Genomic DNA, 22,191 nt, shown 5'->3' on the forward strand with positions numbered 1-22,191 from the left:
GCCCGCTCCCACATTGGAATGCGGTCAACTGTGGGAGCGGGCTTGCTCGCGAATGCGATCTGTCAGGCAACCCGATACCCGGGCCGGACAATCCTCATGCTCAACCCGCAGGTCAGAACAAACGGCACGACCATGGCAATCACCATCCCGACCACGAACATCGGAATGAACTGGGGGATGATCGAGATGAAACCGGGCAACCCGCCAACGCCGATCGCCGAAGCCTGGACCTTGTTCATCGACAGGAAAATGCTGCCCAGCGCCGAGCCGATCAGGGCCGCATAGAACGGAAATTTGTAGCGCAGGTTGACCCCGAACATGGCCGGTTCGGTGATGCCGAAGTAGGCAGAAATCGCCGAAGTCGAGGCCATGCTTTTGTCCCGCACACTGCGGGTCATGTAGAACACCGCCAGTGCCGCGCTGCCCTGGGCGACGTTGGACATGACGATCATCGGCCAGATGAAGGTGCCGCCCTGGGTCGAGATCAGTTGCAAATCGACCGCGAGAAACATGTGGTGCATGCCGGTGATTACCAGCGGTGCGTAGAGCAGGCCGAAAATCGCGCCGCCGACCATGGGCGCCAGGTCGAACAGAGTGACCACGCCTTCGGTGATGAGAATCCCCAGATGGCGGGTCACCGGGCCAATCACCGCCAGCGCCAGCACGCCGGTGACGACGATGGTGGTGATCGGCACTACCAGCAATTGCACCGCGTTAGGCACTCGCGCCCGCAACCACTTTTCGATGACGCTCATCACATAGGCCGCCATTAGGATCGGCAGGATTTGCCCCTGGTAACCGACCTTCTCGATCTGAAACAGGCCGAGGATGTCGAAGTACGGCAGGCTCTGCCCCTCAAGCCCAGCCACCGCTTTGCCGTAGTTCCAGGCATTGAGCAGATCCGGGTGCACCAGCATCAGGCCGAGCACGATGCCAAGGATTTCGCTGCCGCCAAAGCGCTTGGCCGCCGACCAGCCCACCAACGCAGGGAGAAACACGAACGAGGTGTTGGCCATCAGGTTGATCAGGCTCCAGAGCCCGTCAAGCTTGGGGTAGGCGTCCAGCAGAGTCTTACCCTCGATGAACATGCCCTTGGCGCCGATCAGGTTGTTGATGCCCATCAGCAGGCCGGCAATGATCAGCGCCGGAAGGATCGGCATGAACACGTCGGAAAACACCCGCACCAATCGCTGCATGGGGTGGATTTTGTCGGCGCTTTTCTGTTTGACGTCGGCGATGGTCGAGGCGGCGAGACCGGTTTGCCGGCGCAGCTCGGCGTAGACCTTTTCCACTTCGCCAGGGCCGATCACCACCTGGAACAGGCCACCGGTAAAGAACGAACCTTTGACCAGATCGATCTGGTTCAGCGTGGCGCTGTTAACCAGGCTCGGGTCCTTGAGGGCCAGGCGCAGCCGTGTGACGCAATGCGCGGCCTGCTCGAGGTTATCGCTGCCACCGAGGCTGTGAAGCAGCTCAGTGACGATATTCGGATAGTCGTGGCTCATGATTGTCCTTGCGCTGTAGTTTTTTGTTATTGGCAGCACGCCGAAGCGAAAAGTACTCGTCTGTACGAGTTATTGCAACAACTCGTACAGACGAGTTTGGTTTTGTTTATCCTGAACCCGACAAGCGGCGATATTTCCTACCTCAAAAGTCAAAGAAACCTAAACCCGCATGGACAAACCCCTACCCTGCCCTTAAGGTTCAAAACCTTGAGCACAGCGCGGCACAGAGCCATCCCCATGAGTAAATACAACCAGATCTACAGCGATCTGCTTGCCAGCATCACGACCGAACGTCTGGAACGCGGCGCCCGATTGCCGTCCGAAACCGAACTGATGGACAGCTATCAGGCCAGCCGCGGCACCGTGCGCAAGGCCATCGAACAATTGCAGGAGCGTGGCTTCGCCCAGAAAGTCCACGGCAAAGGCACCTTCGTGCTGTCGACCAACCCGATTGAGTTTCAACTCGGCGGCATCGTCAGCTTCCAGGAAACCTACCCGCGACTGGGCAACGACGTCAGCACCGAGGTGGTCGAATTCACCCAGATCCCCCTCGAAGGCCCACTGCTCGAACACATCAAGGCCGAAGAAGGCAGCCTGATCACGCGGATCAAACGCGTGCGGCGGATTGATGGCAAACGGGTGATCCTCGACATCAACCATTTCGTCAGCGACGTGATTCCCGGTCTGTCCCGCGACATCGCCGAGCAATCGATCTACGCCTTCATCGAGCAGACCCTGCAACTGCAAATCGCCTATGCCCAGCGCACCATCGAAGCGGTGCCCCGCAGCAAGGACGACCAGCAACACCTGGATCTCGACGGCCAGAGCCATGTGATTGTGGTCAGTAACCAGACGTTTTTGCAGGATGGCCGGCAGTTCGAGTACACCGAGTCGCGGCATACCCTGGATAAGTTCTACTTTTCGGATGTGGCGCGGCGCTGAAACGCAAAAGGCCCCGTGAACTCGCGTTCACGGGGCCTTTTTTCTCGCGATCAAACCATCAAGGCTTGCGCGGGATCACTCCCACTCAATCGTCGCCGGCGGCTTGCTCGACACGTCGTAGGTGACGCGGGAGATGCCTTCGATTTCATTGATGATGCGACCGGAAACAGTTTCCAGCAGCTCGTAAGGCAGGTGTGCCCAACGCGCGGTCATGAAGTCGATGGTTTCCACGGCACGCAGGGCAACGACCCAGGCGTAACGACGGCCATCGCCGACAACGCCAACCGATTTCACCGGCTGGAACACCACGAATGCCTGACTGACCTTGTGGTACCAGTCGGCTTTGCGCAGTTCTTCGATGAAGATGTGGTCGGCGCGACGCAGCAGGTCGGCGTATTCCTTCTTCACTTCACCGAGGATCCGCACGCCCAGGCCCGGGCCCGGGAACGGGTGACGGTAGACCATGTCGTACGGCAGGCCGAGCTCCAGACCCAGACGACGGACTTCGTCCTTGAACAGTTCGCGCAGGGGTTCAACCAGCTTGAGGTTCATTTCTTCCGGCAGGCCGCCCACGTTGTGGTGCGACTTGATCACGTGGGCCTTGCCGCTTTTGGCGCCAGCCGACTCGATGACGTCCGGGTAAATGGTGCCTTGGGCCAGGTACTTGATGTTGTCCAGTTTGTTGGACTGGGCATCAAACACGTCGATGAAGGTACGGCCGATGATCTTGCGCTTCTTCTCTGGGTCGCTTTCGCCTGCCAGATTGTCGAGGAACTGGTCCTCGGCGTTGGCGCGAATCACCTTGACGCCCATGTTCTCGGCGAACATGGCCATCACTTGCTCGCCTTCGTGCAGGCGCAGCAGGCCGTTGTCGACGAAGACGCAGGTCAACTGGTCGCCGATAGCCTTGTGCAGCAGCGCGGCAACCACCGAGGAGTCAACGCCGCCGGACAGGCCGAGCAACACGTTGTCGGTGCCAACCTGGGCGCGGACCTGGGCGATGGCGTCTTCAGCAATCTTCGAAGGTGTCCACAGGGCTTCGCAGCCGCAGATGTCGAGGATGAAGCGCGAGAGGATGCGACCGCCCTGCTTGGTGTGGGTCACTTCCGGGTGGAACTGCACGCCGTAGTAGCCGCGCGCATCGTTGAACATGCCGGCAATCGGGCAGCTTGGGGTGCTGGCCAGGATGTGGAAGTCTTCCGGCATCTTGGTGACCTTGTCACCGTGGCTCATCCACACGTCGAGGCCGAACAGGCCATCGGCGTCGATATGGTCTTCGATGCCATCGAGCAGACGGCTCTTGCCGACCACGTCAACGCGGGCATAACCGAACTCACGCAGCTCGGAACCTTCGACCTTGCCACCCAGCTGTTCAGCCATGGTCTGCATGCCGTAGCAGATACCGAAGACCGGTACGCCCAGGTCAAACACCGCTTGCGGGCAGCGCGGGCTGTCGGCTACGTGCACGGATTCGGGGCCGCCGGCGAGAATGACGCCTTTTGGAGCGAATTCGCGAATCGCTTCGTCGTCCATGTCGAACGGATGCAGTTCGCAGTACACGCCGATTTCACGCACGCGGCGGGCGATCAGCTGGGTGTACTGGGAACCGAAGTCGAGGATCAGGATGCGGTGGGCGTGAATGTCGAGGGCCATGATTCAGTCTCGTCTAGATAATTCAGAAACAGTCGTGATTCAGAAACAACTCGGGGCTGAATAGAACAGCCCCGGTTGCTTAACGATTTGCTTGAAGCCTCAACCTACGCGGTAGTTTGGCGCTTCTTTGGTGATTTGCACGTCGTGAACGTGGGACTCGGCCATGCCAGCGCCGGTGATCCGCACGAATTCAGGCTTGGTGCGCATTTCTTCGATATCGGCGCTACCGGTGTAGCCCATGGAAGAACGCAGGCCGCCCATCAGTTGATGGATGATGGCGCTCAGGGTGCCCTTATACGGAACACGCCCTTCGATGCCTTCCGGAACCAGTTTCTCGGCACCTGCCGAGGAGTCCTGGAAGTAACGGTCGGAGGAACCTTGAGCCTGGGACATGGCGCCCAGCGAACCCATGCCGCGGTAAGCCTTGTACGAACGGCCCTGGAACAGTTCGATCTCGCCTGGCGCTTCTTCAGTACCGGCGAACATCGAGCCCATCATCACGCAGGAAGCACCGGCAACGATGGCCTTGGACAGGTCACCGGAGAACCGGATGCCGCCGTCGGCGATCAACGGAACACCAGTGCCTTCGAGGGCAGCGGCGACGTTGGCGATGGCACTGATTTGCGGGACGCCGACACCGGCGACAATACGGGTGGTGCAAATCGAGCCAGGACCGATACCGACCTTGACTGCGTCAGCGCCGGCTTCGGCCAGGGCCTTGGCGGCAGCGCCGGTGGCGATGTTGCCGCCGATGACCTGCACTTCAGGGAAGTTCTGCTTGACCCAGCGAACGCGGTCGATCACGCCCTTGGAGTGACCGTGAGCAGTGTCGACCACTACCACGTCAACGCCAGCGTGAACCAGGGCAGCTACGCGGTCACCAGTGTCTTTACCGGTACCGACTGCAGCGCCAACGCGCAGACGACCTTGATCGTCCTTGCTTGCCAGCGGGTAAGCCTTGGCTTTTTCGATGTCGTTGACGGTCATCATGCCTTTAAGGGCGAATTTGTCGTCGACGATCAGTACGCGTTCAATGCGGTGCTTGTGCAACAACTCACGGACGTCGTTCTTGTCGGCGCCTTCCTTGACCGTGACCAGACGCTCTTTAGGCGTCATCACTTCACGGACACTGACATCCAGACGGTTTTCGAAACGCACGTCACGGGAAGTGACGATGCCGACCAGGTCGCCATCGTGCAGTACCGGTACGCCGGAGATGTTGTGCAGGCGGGTGAGTTCGAACAGTTCACGAACCGTGGCGTCAGCCTCGATGGTGATCGGGTCCTTGACCACGCCGGCCTCGTACCGCTTGACCTTACGCACTTCGGCAGCTTGCTGCTCGATGGTCATGTTCTTGTGGATGATGCCGATGCCACCTTCCTGAGCCATGGCAATTGCCAAGCGGGCTTCAGTAACGGTGTCCATGGCAGCAGAAACCAGTGGAATATTCAGCTCGATGCCACGGGTAAGGCGGGTCTTGAGACTGACTTCGTTAGGAAGAACCTCGGAATAACCGGGCACTAAAAGAATGTCGTCGAAGGTCAGAGCTTCTTGGCTGATACGCAGCATCGCGGGGGCTCCCGAGCGGGAAAATGGAAGCGCGCCATTATAGTCAGACACCCCCTCGGGTTCAATGTAAAACTCTGTCTATTATTGGCATTACTGACATACGGAGAAACAAAGCCTCTGTAGGACCTGCCGAAGGCTGCGATCTTTTGACTTTGATATTCAAAAACAAGATCAAAAGATCGCAGCCTTCGGCAGCTCCTACAAAGGCGCCCGCGTTCAGAGTTCGACTTTGACCCAGCTCACGGGTTGATCCAGCCAATCGGCAAATTCGTCGATGAAGCTCTGCTTGAACCCGGCCTCGAGCCAGTTGTTGAAGATGAAACCCAGGTTGGAAAAGCCGCATTCCTGCAAGAACAGAAACCCGTTGATGTCGTCTTCATGCCCGCACTCAGGGCACGTGAAGTTATCGGTGCGCCCCGGCATCCACTCTTCCAGGCTTTCGAACAGCGCTTCGCCGATCTCCTTGCGGCACTCGGCGCAGCCGGCTTCTTCGAGAAACCCTTTGGCCGGTGTGTAGATGCAGCGTTTGGTGATGATTTCCAAGCCATTGACCGGCTCGCCGAACGGCAGCGCGTCAGGGTGCAGGACCACGGCGCGGGCTCCGTCGGCGATGGCGTGGGCCATGCGATTGCCGGTGCGGCCACAGGTGGTCAATTCTTCTTTGATGATGTTCTTGCGCACCAGCCAACGCACGACCGCCCTGGCCCGGGGTTCGTGTACCGGCAGGGTGGAGATTTTCGGGACGATGATGCTTTGGGAATTCATGGTGCAAGCCTACAAATGCTGAATGATCCACCCTTGTGGGAGCGAGCCTGCTCGCGATGAGGCCATTGCAGCCAACATTGTTGTTGCCTGACCCACCGCCATCGCGAGCAGGCTCGCTCCCACAGGATTTGCGGCCGGCAGCTTAATCCCTGACGAAATCCGGTCAAGTACTCAAATAACGCCCGATCAAGGCAATCCCGCTGGCCAGCACCAGCCAGGTCACCAGCCGCACGAATGCCTCGCGGGACAATTTCATGGTCAACCGCCGACCGATCCACAACCCCAACGCCATCGCCGGCAACAAACACAGCGCCAACACCAACAAGGGTAGCTCGGCATACACACCGGCGATGGCAAACAGGCTCAAACGCACCACAGTGCTGCAACTGATCAGGGCACTCTGGGTCGCCCGGGCCGCGTCCTTGGGCAGCCGACTGTTCAAATAGATCGCATATAAAAAGCCGCCACTGCCAAACAGCGCCCCGAACATCCCGCCCACGGTGCCCATCGGCACCGCCCACCCGGCGGACAGTTGCGTGGGGCGGGTTTTAATCCACAGGCTGTAAACCGCATAGGCGCTGATAAACAGCCCCATCAACAGCAGCAAAACATCGGATTTCAGGTTCAGCAGAAAGATCACCCCCAACGTGCAGCCCACCGCCATGCACGGCAGCAGTCGAAGCAATTCTGGCCTCGCCACATCCCGTCGCGAGGGCAGCAGATTGCCGAACGCCGCGACGAAATCCAGCAGCACCAACAGCGGCACGATTTTCGACAGTGGCATGAACAGGATCAGAATCGGCCCCGCCACCAAGGCGGTACCAAAACCAGCGATGCCGAACACTATGTAGGCCAAGGCAACGCCCAACCCGATCACCAGCCAATCCACCGAACCCCACGGCCATTGGTTCAATAACTCCAGCACATTCATCGATACGGCTTCCTTTTATTCCTGCGATGACTTTAGCCAGCGCCAAGCGTTGCGACTAATATCTTCAACGTCGACTACCCATCTCGAAAAGGCATACCTCGTGCTTTCAACCCGCCAATTGCGTTACTTCGTGGAAATCGCCGAGAGCGGCAGCTTCAGCGCTGCGGCCGAACGACTGTTTATTGCTCAATCCGCCCTGAGCCGGCAGATCAAGGACATGGAAACCCGGCTGCAAACGCCGCTGTTCGAACGCACCGCGCGCCAGCCCCGTTTGACGGCGGCAGGTGAAGCTTTTTTGCCTCGGGCGAGAAACCTGCTGAACGAACTGACCAAGGCCAGCGAGATGGCCACCCAAGTGGGCAGCGGTCAACTGGGCGTGTTGCGCCTGAGTCATTCCAGTACCGTGCCCATGAGCGGTCGACTGCTGCGAGGCATCAGTGTCTATCTGGATCGGCATGCAGGAGTGTCGATGGACATCGTCAAGCTGTCCTCCGAGGCGCAACTGGAAGAATTGGCCGAAGGTCGTCTCGATGTGGGGTTGTTGCGCCTGCCGGTGCTGCGTCAGCGTGAAGGGGTGCAGATTGTTCCGCTGTACAGCGAGCGTCTGTTGCTGGCGGTGCCGCCGAATCATCGGCTGGCTGTGGATAAGTCCGCGCAAGGCATCGATCTGGCGCAGTTGAAGAATGAAGCGTTTATTTCCATCCCTCATCCACAGCGTGGCGGCCTGAGCTATCTGTCCGCCGAGTTGTGCATGCGCCAGGGGTTCTTTCCCCTGACGGCTCGGGTGGTGTCGCGTAAAACCACGCAACTGCAATTGATCCAGGCCGGGTTCGGCATCGCGCTGTTACCGGAATCGATGCAGGACATCGCGCCGCCGGATATCCACTTTCTGCCCTTGGCCGACCCGGATTGCCACAGCACCGTCGCCCTCGCCTTTCGGCAGCCCCCCACGGCATTGGTCCAGCAATTTGTCGAACACTTCACCCGATCGGCGTAGGAGCTGCCGAAGGCTGCGATCTTTTGATCTTCAGCAATTTCAGCCTCGCCGAAAATCAAGATCAAAAGATCGCAGCCTGCGGCAGCTCCTACAGGGGGATCGTGCATTGCGCAGGAGATTGCCTTTATCATGCGCCCCATGATTAAAGATCCCTTTGCAAGACTCGGCCTGGACCGGGAAGTCCTGACTGTCAGCCAGCTCAACGGCCGCGCGCGGGTGTTGCTCGAAGACGTGTTCAGCAACATCTGGGTCGAAGGTGAAATCTCCAACCTCGCCCGCCCGGCGTCCGGCCATGTGTATTTCACCCTCAAGGACAGCGGCGCCCAGGTGCGTTGCGCGCTGTTCCGGCAGAACGCCGCTCGGGTTCGGCAGGCGTTGAAGGACGGCTTGGCGGTCAAGGTTCGCGGCAAGGTTTCGCTATTTGAAGGCCGTGGTGACTACCAACTGATCCTCGACACCGTGGAGCCGGCCGGTGATGGCGCCCTGCGCCTGGCCTTCGATGCCTTGAAGGAAAAGCTCAGCGCCGAAGGCCTGTTCAGCGCCGAGCGCAAAGTGCCGCTGCCGGCGCACCCGCAACGCATCGGCATCATCAGCTCGCCCACCGGCGCGGTGATCCGCGACATCATCAGTGTGTTCCGCCGCCGCGCGCCGCAGATCCAACTGACGCTGATCCCCACCGCCGTGCAAGGCCGCGAAGCCACTGCACAGATTGTCCGCGCGCTGAAACTGGCGGACGCCCGCGGTTTCGACGCGCTGATCCTGGCCCGTGGCGGCGGTTCGCTGGAAGACCTCTGGTGTTTCAACGAGGAAGCCGTAGCCCGCGCCGTGGATGCCTGCGTAACGCCGATTGTCAGCGCCGTCGGCCACGAGACCGATGTGTCGATCAGTGACTTCGTCGCCGACGTCCGCGCCCCGACACCCTCTGCCGCCGCCGAACTGCTCGCGCCGGATTCCAGTGATCTGGTGCGACGCGTCGAAAGCCTGCACCGGCGCCTGGTGATGCGCATGCGCGACCGCCTGATGCGTGATCGGCTGCGCCTGGAAGGTATTTCACGCCGACTGCGCCATCCCGGTGAACGACTGCGTCAGCAAGCACAACGTCTGGATGATCTGGACATGCGCATGCGCCGCGCATTCGAACGCAGCCTCAATACCCGTCGCGAACGTTTGATCCGCCTGGAAACCCGCCTCGCCGGGCAACATCCCGGGCGACAACTGGCGATGCTTCGCCAGCGCCTCGACAGCCTCGCCGAACGTCTGCCCCGGGCCATGCGTGAAGGACTTAAGTCCCGTCGCCTGCAACTGCAAAGTCAAATGCAGACGCTGCATGTGGTCAGCCCGCTGGCGACCCTCGCCCGTGGCTACAGCATTCTGCTGGACGAGCGCGGCAACGCGATTCGCAGCGCCGCTCAGACCCACACCGGCCAGCGCCTGAAAGCCAAACTAGGTGAAGGCGAACTGCAAGTGCGGGTCGAAGACAATCACCTGACGCCTGTCACCCTTTCTTTACTGGATTGATCCATGCCGCGTTTTTTAGCTCCGCTGCTGTTGCTGTGCCTGACCTTTAACGCCCACGCCGACAGTTACATCACCCGCCTGTTGAACAAACCGGTGCCGGGTGGCGTGGCGGTGGTGGATTTGGGCAGCTCCGCCCAGGCACCCAAAGCCAGTTATCAAGGCAAACCGGTATTGGTGGTCAAGGAACAGAACAACTGGCTGGCCATCGTCGGCGTGCCACTGACTGTAAAACTAGGTACACAACAAATCAGCAGCGGCGGTCGTAACCTGAACTTCATCGTCGCCAGCAAGAAATACCCGGAACAGCACATCACCCTGAAGAATACCCAGCAGGTCAATCCGAACCAGGAGAATCTCAAGCGCATCGAGGGTGAGCTGGCGGAGCAGATGCAGGCCTACCGCAGCTTCAGCCCGAACACCCCGAGCAATCTGCTGCTGGACAAACCGGTCAATGGGCCGCTGTCGAGCAAGTTCGGCGTGCGCCGCTTTTTCAATGGTGAAGAACGCAATCCCCACGCGGGCCTCGACTTCGCAGTGCCCGCCGGCACGCCAATCAAGACCCCGGCCGCCGGCAAGGTGATCCTGATCGGTAACTACTTCTTCAATGGCAATACGGTGTTCGTCGACCACGGCCAGGGCTTTATCAGCATGTTTTGCCATATGTCGAAGATCGACGTGAAGGTCGGCCAGCAATTGGCGCGCGGTGGCGTGGTCGGCAAAGTCGGCGCCACAGGGCGCGCGACCGGGCCGCATATGCACTGGAACGTCAGCCTGAATGACGCCCGGGTGGACCCGGCGATTTTCATTGGCGCATTTCAGCCCTGAAGCATTGTGAGGCCACTGGCCTCATCGCCAGCAGGCTGGCTCCCACATTGGACCGTGTTCACCACACAACTCCCCTGTGGGAGCTAGCCTGCTAGCGATGACGCACTCCCAGGCACTGAAATATCTCGACCAGCGTAATTGCGCACCTATCAAACCCCGCGCAAAAATCACAACGATCGGTCGAATAAAACACAATAAAATCGCGCAAACCTCCGCTTTTCGAGTATTCCTCTCAATTTTTTTCGACTGCTTGCCATCCTTCATCCTCGCGGTTAGGGTTGAAGGCATGAAAACCTCTCACACCCTCATTCAGCTTCGCCAGCACCGCAGCCTGTGCCTTGTCAGTGCACGACTGCCAGGCTGAATCGCGGTGCCTCGTCTTACGCTTTATCCCAACTTTTGATCCACCGGCAGGCCGCCTTTTTTCGGCCCACACAATAAGGATTTCCCGATGAGCATGCTCAAAGACCCGTCTTCGAAATACCGCGCGTTCCCGACCATCGACATCCCGGACCGCACCTGGCCATCGAAGACCATTACCGCCGCGCCGATCTGGTGCAGCTCGGACCTTCGTGACGGCAACCAGTCGCTGATCGAGCCGATGGACGCGGTCAAGAAGCTGCGTTTCTGGAAAACCCTGGTGCAAGTCGGCGTGAAAGAAATCGAAGCCTCGTTCCCGGCCGCTTCGCAAACCGATTTCGACTTCGTGCGTACCCTGATCGAAGACGGCCACATCCCGGACGACACCACCATTCAGGTGCTGACCCAGGGCCGTGAAGACTTGATCGCACGTACCTTCGAATCCCTGCGCGGGGCCAAGAAAGCCATCGTTCACCTGTATAACGCGACCTCCCCTTCCTTCCGCCGCATTGTCTTCAACCAGGACAAGGACGGGATCAAGGCCATCGCCGTGAACGCCGCCAAGCTGTTCGTCAAATACGCCGCCCAGCAGCCGGACACCGAGTGGACCTTCGAGTACTCGCCAGAAACCTTCAGCGCTACCGAACTCGAGTTCGCCAAGGAAGTCTGCGACGCGGTGATCGAAGTGTGGAACCCGACGCCTGAGCACAAGGTAATCCTCAACCTGCCTGCCACCGTTGAATGCGCCACCCCGAACATCTATGCCGACCAGATCGAATGGTTCGGCCGCCACATCAACCGTCGTGACAGCGTGATCATCAGCCTGCACACCCACAACGACCGTGGCACTGGCGTGGCCGCCACCGAGCTGGGCCTGATGGCCGGTGCCGACCGTGTCGAAGGTTGCCTGTTCGGCAACGGCGAGCGGACCGGTAACGTCGATCTGGTGACCGTGGCATTGAACCTCTACACCCAGGGCGTCGACCCTGAGCTGGACTTCTCCGACATCGATGGCGTGCGCAAAGTCGTCGAAGAGTGCAACCAGATTCCTGTGCACCCACGTCACCCGTATGTCGGCGATCTGGTTCACACCGCGTTCTCCGGCTCGCACCAGGATGCGATCCGCAAGGGCTTCGCCCAGCAGCAACCGGACGCCCTGTGGGAAGTTCCGTACCTGCCGATCGACCCGGCCGACATCGGCCGCAGCTACGAGGCGGTGATTCGCGTCAACAGCCAGTCGGGCAAAGGCGGTATCGCTTACCTGCTGGAACAGGAATACGGCATCAACTTGCCGCGCCGCATGCAGATCGAGTTCAGCCAGGTCGTGCAGCGTGAAACCGATCGTCTGGGCCTTGAGATGACAGCCCAGCAGATCCACGCGTTGCTGCACAGCGAGTACTTGCAGGCCAACACCCCGTACGCGCTGGTCAGCCATCGCTTGCAGGAAGAAAACGGTCACAGCGCCGTGGAAGTGGAAGTCTCCAGCAAAGGTCAGGGCGAAACCAACCTGCACTGGCGTGGCAAGGGCAACGGCGCTCTGGAAGCGCTGGTGGCCGGTCTGCCGATTCCGGTGGAAATCATGGACTACAACGAACACGCCATCGGCGCGGGCACCAATGCCAAGGCTGCGGCCTACATTGAACTGCGCGTAAATGGTGAGCGTGCGGTGCACGGCGTCGGCATCGATGAAAACATCACCACCGCCAGCTTCAAGGCCCTGTTCAGCGCGCTGAACCGCTCCCTGAGCCAGCCGGAAGCGAAAGCGGCGTAAGTTAGCGCTGCAATGCAAAAGGCCCCGGGGTGAGAACCTCGGGGCCTTTTTGTTGATCGTTCCCACGCTCCGCGTGGGAACGCCTCAAGGGACGCTCCGCGTCCAGTGACGCGGAGCGTCACGGGCTGCATTCCCACGCAGAGCGTGGGAACGATCGGTTACGTGAACTCGAAGGTATCCGCGTCCAGATTCGCCGGAAACCGCGCGCGATAAGCCGCCAGCTCCGCCGCATCCAGAACGACCTTGAAGACACCATCAGCATCGCCCGCGCCAAGCAATGTCTCACCCTGAAAATCCAGCACCTGACTGTCACCGGTATACGCAAAGCCTTTGCCATCGGTACCGATGCGGTTCACCGCCGCCACATAGCAGAGGTTTTCAATCGCCCGTGCCGGTAGCAAACGGTTCCAGTGCTGGCGCCGGGCGCCCGGCCAATTGGCGGTGTACAGCAACAAGTCGGTGTCTTGAGGGTCGCGGCTCCAGACCGGGAAACGCAGGTCGTAGCAAATCAGCGGCCGCACTCGCCAGCCCTTCAATTCGAACTGCACCTGACGCTCGCCCGGGGTGAAATGGTTGTGCTCGCCCGCCATACGGAACAGGTGACGCTTGTCGTAATGCCACACCTCCCCATCCGGCCGCGCCCACAACAGACGATTGCGATGACTGCCGTCAGCCACCTGAACGATGATGCTGCCGGTGATCACCGCATCCAGTTTCGCCGCCTGAACCCGCAGCCATTTACTGGTGGGGCCATTTTCCGGCTCGGCGAGGGTTTCCGACTCCATGGAGAAACCGGTGGTGAACATCTCCGGCAGGATGATCAGGTCCGCGCCGCGAGCCTGTTCCAGCAAGGGCTCGAAATGCTGAAGATTGGCCTGACGATCATGCCAGGCCAGGGTGGTCTGGATCAGCGCAACATTCAGATTGGGCAGAGCACTCAGATCACGCATAGTTTTGCCGCTGCTGCACGCAGGGTCTCCTCGCGCTTGGCAAAGCACAGACGCACCAGGCGCTGGCCTTCGGGTGGCGTCTGGTAGAACACCGAGATCGGGATGCTCGCGACGCCATGTTCGCGGGTCATCCACAGCGCCATCTCTACATCATTGAGGTCCGGGCGAATCTGCGAGTAATCGACCAGCTGGAAGTAAGTACCGGCCACGCGGGTGAAACTGAAGCGCGACGGCGACAGCAGATCGCAGAACAGATCGCGCTTGGCCTGATAGAAGCCCGGCAACTCTTCGACGTGTTCCGGATGCTCGGCCATGTAATCGGCCAACGCGTATTGCAGTGGCGTCACGCCGCAGAAACTGACGTATTGGTGAACCTTGCGCAGCTCCGCGGTGAGGGCCGGAGGTGCCACGACATAACCGGTTTTCCAGCCGGTGACGTGGTAGGTCTTGCCGAACGAACTGACCACGAATGCGCGCTGATAGAGCTCTTCGTGGGCCAATACGCTGACGTGAGATACGCCATCGAATACCAGGTGTTCGTAGACCTCGTCGCTGATCACATAGATATCGCGGTCGCGAATCAACGCCGCCAACTGATCGAGCTCGGCACGACTGATCAGCGCGCCGCTGGGGTTGTGCGGGGTATTGAGGATAATCATCCGCGTGCGCGGCGTAATGGCTTCAGCGAGCTTCTGGAAGTCGATGGCGAAGTCATTCAGGCCCAACTGCACATGGACGCAGCGACCACCGGCCAGCTCAACCGAGGGTTCATAACTGTCGTAGGCAGGATCAAACACGATGACTTCGTCACCGCTGTGGATCACCGCCTGAATGGCGCAGAAAATCGCCTGAGTCGCGCCGGGAGTGACCGTCACTTCGCTGTCGGCATCGACATGGGCGCCGTAGCTGCGAGCGATCTTCGCCGCAATCTGCTGACGCAACACCGGCAAGCCAGTCATCGGCGAATACTGGTTGTGGCCACTGGCGATGTGCCGACCGACTGCATCACGCAGGGCCTGCGGGCCGTCGAAATCGGGAAACCCCTGAGATAGATTGATCGCCCCGGTTTGCGCCGCAAGCTGGGACATCTGCGTGAAGATAGTGATGCCGACTTTCGGCAGCTTACTGGTGATCATCGGTGATTCCCTGGCTCTACACCCGGCTCTACGACGGCACGGGAGAGCTCGAGAATAGCCCAAACGGCGCCCATAAAAAAAGGGCGCCAACCGGCGCCCTTCTTCTAAAACATTCACCACATAACCCTGTGGCGAGGGGGCTTGCCCCCGTTCGGCTGCGAAGCAGTCGTAAAACCTGCACCGCGGTTTATCTGACAGACCACGGTGGATGGTTTTGGGGCGGCTACGCCACCCAACGGGGGCAAGCCCCCTCGCCACAACAAGCCCCCACACAAAATGGGGCGAGCCGTGAATCAGCGCTTGTCGCGGCGCTTTTTGTCGGCTTTCTTGTGGTGCGACATCATCCGACGCTTCTTGTTGACCTGGCGGTCGGTGAGCGAGTTCTTGTTACCTTCGTACGGGTTCTCGCCGCCCTTGAACTCGATACGGATCGGCGTACCGACCAGCTTCAAGACACGGCGATAAGTGTTTTCCAGGTAACGCACGTAAGACTTCGGCACCTTCTCGATCTGGTTACCGTGAATCACGATGATCGGCGGGTTGGCACCACCCAAGTGGGCGTAACGCAGCTTGATCCGGCGGTTGTTGACCATCGGTGGCGCGTGCTCGCCGACCGCATCTTCCAGAATCTGGGTCAGGCGGTTGGTCGGCCAGCGGGTGACCGCGGACTTGAACGAGTTCTGTACCGACGCGTAGAGGTTGCCTACGCCAGTGCCGTGCAGGGCCGAGATGAAGTGGATGTCGGCGAAGTCGACGAAGAACAGTCGACGTTGCAGCTCGACCTTGACGAAGTCGCGCTCGCTCGGCGTCATGCCGTCCCACTTGTTGATCGCAATAACCAGCGCACGACCGGCTTCAAGGGCAAAGCCCAGCAGGTTGAGGTCGTGGTCCACCACGCCTTCGCGGGCGTCCATCACGAAGATCACCACGTTGGCGTCTTTGATCGCTTGCAGGGTTTTGACCACGGAGAACTTTTCGACTTCTTCGTGGATCTTGCCGCGCTTGCGCACACCAGCGGTGTCGATCAGCGTGTACTTCTCGTCGTTACGTTCAAACGGGATGTAGATACTGTCGCGGGTGGTGCCGGGCTGGTCATAAACGATAACCCGGTCTTCACCGAGCATGCGGTTGACCAGGGTCGACTTGCCGACGTTCGGACGACCGATGATGGCGATCTTGATACCGTCTTTTTCGCTTGGGCCAGGAATGCGCTTGGCTTCCTCACCTTCGGCAACGATCTCTTCTTCGCCTTCTTCCGGCTCTTCGTCATCTTTCGGGAAGTCGCTCAGGGCGATTTCCAGCATCTGGGTGATGCCACGACCATGAGCACCGGCGATCGGGATCGCGTGGCCCATGCCCAACGGGGCGAATTCGGCGCGGGCCATTTCAGGGTCGATGTTGTCGACCTTGTTGGCAACCACGTAAGAACGCTTGTTACGCTTGCGCAAGTGCTCGGCGATCATCTGGTCGGCCGCGGTGAAACCGGCCTTGGCATCTACCAGGAACAGAACGACATCCGCTTCTTCAATGGCCAGCAGCGACTGCTCGGCCATTTTTTCGTCCATACCGTGCTCGTCACCGGAGATACCGCCGGTGTCGACCAGAATGTAGGAACGCCCTTGCCACTTGGCCTCACCGTACTGGCGATCACGGGTCAGTCCGGACAAGTCGCCGACAATGGCGTCGCGAGTCCTGGTCAGGCGGTTGAACAAGGTGGACTTGCCGACGTTCGGTCGGCCCACCAGGGCGATTACGGGAACCATGCGGCTCTCCACTTCGTTATTTCAGAAAATACAAAAGCCGCTGCGAGGCAGCGGCTGGTGCTCGGGGCAGCGCCTGTAAGCGCTGCGAGCCCCGCAGAACGGGGCCGCTTGGGGAACTAACCCCAAGCATAGTCAAACCATTACTTGATGGTCAGGGCTTCCAGTTTGCCGCTGTTGCCATACAGATAAATCGTGTCACCCACCACCAGCGGACGGGCACGCAGGCCGTCGCTGTCGATGCGCTCGCGGCCGACGAAACGACCGTCCACCTGACTCAGCAAGTGCAGGTAACCTTCCATATCACCGACTGCAACATAGCTGGAGAACACTTCCGGAGCCGACAATTGACGGCGGGCCAGCGAATCGTTGCTCCACAAGGCAGTGGTGGAACGTTCGTCAACGCCTTCAACGGTGCCTGCAGACAGGCTCACGTAGACGCTGCCAAAACCCTGAGCAACGCCGGCATAGCTGGAAGCATCACGCTGCCAGAGCTGACGACCGCTTTCCAGATCCAGTGCCGCGACGCGACCCTGGTAGCTGGCGACATACAGCGTACCGCCGGACAGCAGCAAGCCACCGTCGATATCGACCACACGCTCCAGCTCCGAACGACCTTGTGGAATCGCTACGCGCTGCTCCCACACCGGCACGCCGTTGGAAACATCCAGAGCAACCACTTTACCAGTCGACAGGCCAGCCACCGCGAGGCGGTTGGTGACGATCGGTGCGCTGGTGCCGCGCAGGGTCAGAACCGCTGGCGTGCTGTCATACAACCAGCGCTGGTTGCCGGTAGCGGCATCCAGACCGATCAGACGGTCATCCTGGGTCTGAACCACAACAACATCACCGTTGGTGGCCGGCGGCGCGAGCACTTCACTGGTCACGCGAGCGCGCCATTTCTCTTCACCGCTGCTGGCGTCCAGGGCAACGATTTCACCCTTGAGCGTGCCGATCATGACCAGACCGTAACCCACGCCAACGGCGCCGGAGACAGGCAGTTCGAGATCTTTCTTCCATTTGACGTCGCCATTGCTGCGATCCATCGCCATCACCACACCGGTGACGTCGGCGGCATAGATGGTATCGCCATCGATCGCCGGAACCAGCATGTTGTAGGTTTCGCCCTGACCGTCACCGATCGAACGACTCCACTGCTTTTGCAGAACCACTTCTTCCTTGAAGTCGGTCAACTCAGCCGGAGGCAATTCTTTTTTGCTGTTGCTGCTGCAACCCGCGGCCAATATGGCCAGAGCCAGCAATGCTGCATGTTTCCAACGGATCACGTCACGCATCCCCTTTGGCCAGGTCGTCCAGCTTGATTTGTAGGCCACCGACCGCCGCTTCATCCGACAGTGCCGCCTTGGCTTTTTGATACGCCGTGTTCGCTTCGTCGGTACGACCCAACTGCACCAGCAGGTCGCCTTTGAGTTCTTCGCGAGTGGCCAGGAAAGCTTTGTCGGCATCGCCTTCGAGCAGTTTCAGGGCTTCATCGACCTTGTTCTGCGCGGCCAGCACCTGCGCCAGACGCTGACGGGCAATTTCGCCAAGTGCCGGGTTGGCCGGTTTGGCGACAATGGCTTTCAGCTCGCTGGCTGCGTCGTCCAGCTTGCCGCTGTCGACTGCAACTTTCGCCACGAACAGGCTGCCGTATTGTGCGTAAGCGGTGCCGCCGAACTCGCTGTTGAGCTTGCCGGCCAGGTCCGAAACACGTGCAGCATCAGGCTTGCCGTCAGGCGTCAGCGTGGTTTCGAGCAATTGCTGATAGAGAATCGAGGCGCCTTGCGACTGATTGCTCTGATACTTCTGAAAGGCCTGCCAGCCGAATACGATGACCAGCGCCAACAGGCCGCCAGTGACCAGGGGCTTGCCGTTGCGTGTCCACCAGTCCTTCAACTCCGCCAGATGTTCGTCTTCGGTACTCGACACCCCAATACTCCTTAATCGCTAAATCGGCTGTTTGACAGCTTCAACCCTGCACGACGCAGGTGGCCAGGTGTGCAGCAAGCGCATCCCAGGCAATGCTTTGTTGTTCGCCCTGGCCACGCAGGGGTTTGAAACCTACCACTTGCTGGGCCATTTCGTCGTCACCGAGGATCAATGCGTACAGCGCACCGCTCTTGTCGGCTTTCTTGAACTGGCTTTTGAAGCTGCCGGCGCCGGCATTGACTTGCAGGCGCAGGTTGGGCAATTGATCGCGAACGCGTTCGCTCAGGGTCAGACCGGCCAGCTCGGCGGCTTCACCGAAGGCGCAGAGGTAGACATCGACCTGACGGGAGATTTCTTCGGGAATCTGCTCCAGGGTTTCAAGCAGCAGCACCAGACGCTCGATGCCCATGGCGAAACCGACGCCCGTGGTCGGCTTGCCGCCCATCTGCTCCACCAGACCGTCGTAACGACCACCGGCACATACGGTGCCCTGGGCGCCCAACTTGTCGGTGACCCATTCGAAAACGGTCTTGCTGTAGTAGTCCAGCCCGCGAACCAGCTTCGGGTTGATCACATAAGGAATGCCGGCGGCGTCCAGACGAGCCTTGAGGCCCTCGAAGTGCACGCGGGATTCTTCGTCGAGGTAATCGGCCATCTTTGGCGCGTCGGCCAATGCCGCTTGAGTGTCGGGATTCTTGGTATCCAGAACCCGCAGCGGGTTGGTCTTCAGACGGCGCTGGCTGTCTTCGTCCAGTTGATCCAGGCGAGCGGACAGGTAGTCGACCAATGCTTCACGATAACGACCACGGGACTCGCTGGTGCCCAGGCTGTTGAGTTCGAGCTTGACCGCATCACGGATACCCAGCTCGCCCCACAGGCGCCAGGTCAGCACGATCAGCTCGGCGTCGATGTCCGGACCGTCGAGGTTGAAGACTTCGCAACCGATCTGGTGGAACTGGCGATAACGACCTTTCTGTGGACGTTCGTGACGGAACATCGGGCCGATGTACCAGAGTTTCTGCACCTGACCGCCGCCGGTGATGCCGTGCTCGAGCACCGCACGCACGCAGGCCGCTGTGCCTTCAGGGCGCAGGGTCAGGGAATCGCCGTTGCGATCTTCGAAGGTGTACATCTCTTTTTCGACGATGTCGGTCACTTCACCGATGGAGCGTTTGAACAGCTCGGTGAACTCGACGATCGGCATGCGGATCTGCTTGTAACCGTAGTTATCCAGCAGACGCGAGACGGTGCCTTCGAAATGACGCCACAGGGGAGTCTGTTCGGGCAGGATGTCGTTCATGCCACGAATGGCTTGCAGAGACTTGCTCACTATAAATCCTTAAATTCGTTCGGCTCTTTAGTCAGGCTCAGCCGCGAGCGATTACCGCTGCGTCGGCTTCGACCTTTTCGGCCGCTTTCTGACGGATCAAGCGTTCAAGCTCATCCACCAGATTGTCATTAGTCAGTTTCTGCGCCGGCTTGCCGTCGATGTAAATCAGGTTTGGCGTGCCGCCGGTCAAGCCGATATGGGCTTCCTTGGCTTCGCCCGGTCCGTTGACCACGCAACCGATTACCGCGACATCCAGCGGCACCAGCAGGTCTTCGAGGCGCCCTTCCAGCTCGTTCATGGTTTTGACCACATCGAAGTTCTGCCGCGAGCAACTCGGGCAGGCGATGAAGTTGATACCACGGGAACGCAGGTGCAGGGATTTGAGAATGTCGTAGCCGACTTTCACTTCCTCGACCGGGTCGGCCGCCAGCGAGATGCGAATAGTATCGCCAATCCCTTCGGCGAGCAGCATACCGAGGCCCACGGCGGATTTCACTGTGCCTGAACGCAAACCACCGGCTTCAGTGATGCCCAAGTGCAACGGCTGAACGATTTCCTTGGCCAGCAGGCGGTAGGCGGCGACGGCCATGAACACGTCGGAGGCTTTCACGCTGACCTTGAAGTCCTGGAAATTCAGGCGCTCGAGGTGTTCGACATGGCGCAAGGCGGACTCGACCAGCGCGGCTGGAGTCGGCTCGCCATATTTCTTTTGCAGGTCTTTTTCCAGGGAACCGGCGTTGACGCCGATGCGGATCGGAATCCCGCGATCACGGGCGGCATCGACCACCGCACGCACGCGGTCTTCACGACCGATGTTGCCCGGGTTGATCCGCAGGCAATCCACACCCAGTTCGGCGACGCGCAAAGCGATCTTGTAGTCGAAATGGATGTCGGCCACCAATGGCACTTTGACCAACTGCTTGATCTTGCCGAAGGCTTCGGCGGCGTCCATGTCCGGCACGGAAACCCGCACGATATCGACGCCAGCGGCTTCCAGACGGTTGATCTGGGCTACTGTGGCGGCCACGTCATTGGTATCGCTGTTGGTCATGCTCTGCACAGCGATAGGCGCATCGCCGCCCACGGGCACGTTGCCGACCCAGATCTTGCGGGATTCGCGACGTTTGATTGGAGATTCGCCGTGCATGACTTATTGACCCAACTTCAGGCGAGCAGTCTCGCCACTGGTGAACGGAGCGACATCGACCACCTGCCCGTTGTAGCTGACCTGCGCACCACGGGCGAAGCCCAGACGCACGGAAAAGGGTGGCTTGCCGCTAACGGAAACATTTTCGCCTTTACGCTTTAGACCGCTCAACAGCACCTTGCCGGTGCCATCGGTCACTTGCGTCCAGCAATCGGCGGTGAATTGCAGTTGAACCTGGCCTTGGCCGGCCACCGGAGCTGCCGGAGCTGGAGCCGGGGCGGTCGGAGCAATCGGAGCAGTGACAACCGGTGCCGGAACAGCTGGAACAGCCGGTGCAGGCGTCGCCGGTGTCGCGACAACCGGAGCAGTGTTGTGGGCCGCAGCCGCAGGCGTCACTGCTGGAGCCGCTGGTGCTGGAACCGGTGCGCTCGTTTCGGCACTGACTGGCTCCTCGGTCGAAGTCTCGGCCTGAGGCAGCACAAGAGGTGTTTCCCCTTCAGCCTGACCTTGCGCAACGGCCTGGTCCTCCGGCTCGTCCAGTGGATGGATCTGGGTGGTGCCGTCGGCGCCTTCGACTTCAACGTGTTCCGGCGCCAGGCCAATCAGGTCCTTGGTACGCAATGAAGTTTGATCCTGCCACCAGATAAAACCACCGCCAATCACCGCGAGCAGCAACAGCAGGCTGACAATTCGCAAAATGGTGTGGGAAACCCGAACCGGCTCTTCGATACGCCCCAGGCTGTGGACGTTGCTGCCCTGGGAGTCGGTGCCGGTGGATTGGTCGAACTGCTGGACCAGAACGGTTTGGTCCATGCCGAGCAATTTGGCATACGCGCGAATATAGCCACGAGCAAAGGTGTGACCAGGCAGCTTGTCGAAAGCGCCGGCTTCCAGATTGCTCAGGGAATTGACGGTGAGGTTGAGCTTGAGGGCCACTTCGGCCAGCGACCAGCCATTGCTTTCGCGGGCCTGGCGCAAAGTCTCACCGGGGTTAACGCGATTCGCTGCCGAGCGGCCGAGGCCGGCAGCCTTACGAATGTACTTCTCGTAGGTCATCCAGAACGATTGCGGGTACATGAAGGTTTTGTAGTAGAAGCCCGGCG

18 protein-coding genes and 1 pseudogene are annotated in these 22,191 nt (G+C 59.9%); 5 read left to right on the plus strand and 14 right to left on the minus strand.

All coding sequences use genetic code 11. The features are described from left to right. Positions 1 to 62: 62 nt before the first annotated feature. On the minus strand, positions 63 to 1,505 hold the full coding sequence (gene treP / locus ACQKPC_RS02645) for a PTS system trehalose-specific EIIBC component (RefSeq protein WP_427623011.1): 1,443 nt from the start codon (positions 1,503 to 1,505) through the stop codon (positions 63 to 65). Positions 1,506 to 1,742: 237 nt separating this feature from the next. Here treP and treR point away from each other — a divergent pair, with 237 nt between their 5' ends. Beyond that, positions 1,743 to 2,447 (plus strand): trehalose operon repressor, encoded by a 705-nt coding sequence (gene treR, locus ACQKPC_RS02650; protein ID WP_192345555.1) that lies wholly within the window; start codon positions 1,743 to 1,745, stop codon positions 2,445 to 2,447. Between the two features lie 75 nt (positions 2,448 to 2,522). On the opposite strand, the gene guaA is transcribed toward treR, so the two are convergent. The 4 genes from guaA to ACQKPC_RS02670 all read right to left on the minus strand — a co-directional run bounded on the left by guaA (position 2,523) and on the right by ACQKPC_RS02670 (position 7,365). Further along, complete coding sequence (gene guaA, locus ACQKPC_RS02655) at positions 2,523 to 4,100, minus strand: glutamine-hydrolyzing GMP synthase (RefSeq protein WP_007903619.1); 1,578 nt, start codon at positions 4,098 to 4,100, stop codon at positions 2,523 to 2,525. Between the two features lie 99 nt (positions 4,101 to 4,199). Continuing rightward, the gene (guaB, locus tag ACQKPC_RS02660) at positions 4,200 to 5,669 is read right to left on the minus strand and encodes an IMP dehydrogenase (RefSeq protein ID WP_007903618.1); all 1,470 of its coding nucleotides are present in this window, start codon (positions 5,667 to 5,669) and stop codon (positions 4,200 to 4,202) included. A 216-nt stretch (positions 5,670 to 5,885) separates the two neighbouring features. Further along, entirely contained in the window at positions 5,886 to 6,434 is a 549-nt protein-coding gene (locus ACQKPC_RS02665) for a sugar ABC transporter ATPase (protein ID WP_123358101.1), read from the minus strand. A 163-nt stretch (positions 6,435 to 6,597) separates the two neighbouring features. Then, the gene (locus ACQKPC_RS02670) at positions 6,598 to 7,365 is read right to left on the minus strand and encodes a sulfite exporter TauE/SafE family protein (protein WP_427623012.1); all 768 of its coding nucleotides are present in this window, start codon (positions 7,363 to 7,365) and stop codon (positions 6,598 to 6,600) included. A 100-nt stretch (positions 7,366 to 7,465) separates the two neighbouring features. On the opposite strand from ACQKPC_RS02670, the gene ACQKPC_RS02675 reads away from it, so the two are divergent. The 4 genes from ACQKPC_RS02675 to leuA all read left to right on the plus strand — a co-directional run bounded on the left by ACQKPC_RS02675 (position 7,466) and on the right by leuA (position 12,836). Beyond that, positions 7,466 to 8,362, plus strand: a complete 897-nt coding sequence (locus tag ACQKPC_RS02675; RefSeq protein WP_427623013.1) for a LysR family transcriptional regulator — start codon at positions 7,466 to 7,468, stop codon at positions 8,360 to 8,362. Between the two features lie 138 nt (positions 8,363 to 8,500). Next, a complete protein-coding gene (xseA, locus tag ACQKPC_RS02680; RefSeq protein WP_063341447.1) occupies positions 8,501 to 9,880 on the plus strand; it encodes an exodeoxyribonuclease VII large subunit in 1,380 nt (459 codons plus the stop codon). 3 nt (positions 9,881 to 9,883) lie between these two features. Then, the gene (locus tag ACQKPC_RS02685; protein ID WP_427623014.1) at positions 9,884 to 10,705 is read left to right on the plus strand and encodes a peptidoglycan DD-metalloendopeptidase family protein; all 822 of its coding nucleotides are present in this window, start codon (positions 9,884 to 9,886) and stop codon (positions 10,703 to 10,705) included. 451 nt (positions 10,706 to 11,156) lie between these two features. After that, positions 11,157 to 12,836 (plus strand): 2-isopropylmalate synthase, encoded by a 1,680-nt coding sequence (gene leuA, locus ACQKPC_RS02690; RefSeq protein ID WP_007903610.1) that lies wholly within the window; start codon positions 11,157 to 11,159, stop codon positions 12,834 to 12,836. Positions 12,837 to 12,994: 158 nt separating this feature from the next. Here the strand turns inward: leuA and ACQKPC_RS02695 are convergent, their stop codons facing one another. The 9 genes and pseudogenes from ACQKPC_RS02695 to ACQKPC_RS02735 form a co-directional block, all read right to left on the minus strand. Further along, positions 12,995 to 13,786 carry an amidohydrolase gene (locus tag ACQKPC_RS02695; RefSeq protein ID WP_427623015.1) on the minus strand — a complete coding sequence of 264 codons (792 nt, stop codon included), beginning with the start codon at positions 13,784 to 13,786 and terminating at the stop codon, positions 12,995 to 12,997. Then, positions 13,774 to 14,922 carry a pyridoxal phosphate-dependent aminotransferase gene (locus tag ACQKPC_RS02700; protein WP_427623016.1) on the minus strand — a complete coding sequence of 383 codons (1,149 nt, stop codon included), beginning with the start codon at positions 14,920 to 14,922 and terminating at the stop codon, positions 13,774 to 13,776. The genes ACQKPC_RS02695 and ACQKPC_RS02700 overlap by 13 nt, the downstream gene beginning before the upstream one ends. Positions 14,923 to 15,215: 293 nt before the next feature. Further along, the gene (gene der, locus ACQKPC_RS02705; RefSeq protein WP_008070964.1) at positions 15,216 to 16,685 is read right to left on the minus strand and encodes a ribosome biogenesis GTPase Der; all 1,470 of its coding nucleotides are present in this window, start codon (positions 16,683 to 16,685) and stop codon (positions 15,216 to 15,218) included. Between the two features lie 140 nt (positions 16,686 to 16,825). Next, entirely contained in the window at positions 16,826 to 17,977 is a 1,152-nt protein-coding gene (gene bamB, locus ACQKPC_RS02710) for an outer membrane protein assembly factor BamB (protein ID WP_032830306.1), read from the minus strand. Continuing rightward, positions 17,970 to 18,611, minus strand: a complete 642-nt coding sequence (locus ACQKPC_RS02715; protein WP_007903605.1) for a tetratricopeptide repeat protein — start codon at positions 18,609 to 18,611, stop codon at positions 17,970 to 17,972. Before ACQKPC_RS02715 ends, bamB begins: the two co-directional genes overlap by 8 nt. 40 nt (positions 18,612 to 18,651) lie before the next feature. Continuing rightward, positions 18,652 to 19,941, minus strand: coding sequence for a histidine--tRNA ligase (gene hisS / locus ACQKPC_RS02720; protein ID WP_063341451.1), 1,290 nt, complete (start codon positions 19,939 to 19,941; stop codon positions 18,652 to 18,654). A gap of 37 nt (positions 19,942 to 19,978) precedes the next feature. Continuing rightward, a complete protein-coding gene (ispG, locus tag ACQKPC_RS02725) occupies positions 19,979 to 21,088 on the minus strand; it encodes a flavodoxin-dependent (E)-4-hydroxy-3-methylbut-2-enyl-diphosphate synthase (protein ID WP_008070966.1) in 1,110 nt (369 codons plus the stop codon). A gap of 3 nt (positions 21,089 to 21,091) precedes the next feature. After that, positions 21,092 to 22,066, minus strand: coding sequence for a RodZ domain-containing protein (locus tag ACQKPC_RS02730; RefSeq protein ID WP_427623021.1), 975 nt, complete (start codon positions 22,064 to 22,066; stop codon positions 21,092 to 21,094). Positions 22,067 to 22,075: 9 nt separating this feature from the next. Then, positions 22,076 to 22,191 (minus strand): annotated as a pseudogene (locus ACQKPC_RS02735) (hypothetical protein); the annotation flags it as partial.

The organism is Pseudomonas sp. NPDC089918 (assembly GCF_050280605.1).
Taxonomy (GTDB): Bacteria; Pseudomonadota; Gammaproteobacteria; order Pseudomonadales; family Pseudomonadaceae; genus Aquipseudomonas.

Bases quoted from the DNA above. Each gene is read 5' to 3' on its own strand.
- treP (WP_427623011.1), bottom strand. From the start codon at position 1,505: ATGAGCCACGACTATCCGAATATCGTCACTGAGCTGCTTCACAGCCTC.
- treR (WP_192345555.1), top strand. From the start codon at position 1,743: ATGAGTAAATACAACCAGATCTACAGCGATCTGCTTGCCAGCATCACG.
- guaA (WP_007903619.1), bottom strand. From the start codon at position 4,100: ATGGCCCTCGACATTCACGCCCACCGCATCCTGATCCTCGACTTCGGT.
- guaB (WP_007903618.1), bottom strand. From the start codon at position 5,669: ATGCTGCGTATCAGCCAAGAAGCTCTGACCTTCGACGACATTCTTTTA.
- ACQKPC_RS02665 (WP_123358101.1), bottom strand. From the start codon at position 6,434: ATGAATTCCCAAAGCATCATCGTCCCGAAAATCTCCACCCTGCCGGTA.
- ACQKPC_RS02670 (WP_427623012.1), bottom strand. From the start codon at position 7,365: ATGAATGTGCTGGAGTTATTGAACCAATGGCCGTGGGGTTCGGTGGAT.
- xseA (WP_063341447.1), top strand. From the start codon at position 8,501: ATGATTAAAGATCCCTTTGCAAGACTCGGCCTGGACCGGGAAGTCCTG.
- ACQKPC_RS02685 (WP_427623014.1), top strand. From the start codon at position 9,884: ATGCCGCGTTTTTTAGCTCCGCTGCTGTTGCTGTGCCTGACCTTTAAC.
- leuA (WP_007903610.1), top strand. From the start codon at position 11,157: ATGAGCATGCTCAAAGACCCGTCTTCGAAATACCGCGCGTTCCCGACC.
- ACQKPC_RS02695 (WP_427623015.1), bottom strand. From the start codon at position 13,786: ATGCGTGATCTGAGTGCTCTGCCCAATCTGAATGTTGCGCTGATCCAG.
- ACQKPC_RS02700 (WP_427623016.1), bottom strand. From the start codon at position 14,922: ATGATCACCAGTAAGCTGCCGAAAGTCGGCATCACTATCTTCACGCAG.
- der (WP_008070964.1), bottom strand. From the start codon at position 16,685: ATGGTTCCCGTAATCGCCCTGGTGGGCCGACCGAACGTCGGCAAGTCC.
- bamB (WP_032830306.1), bottom strand. From the start codon at position 17,977: ATGCGTGACGTGATCCGTTGGAAACATGCAGCATTGCTGGCTCTGGCC.
- ispG (WP_008070966.1), bottom strand. From the start codon at position 21,088: ATGCACGGCGAATCTCCAATCAAACGTCGCGAATCCCGCAAGATCTGG.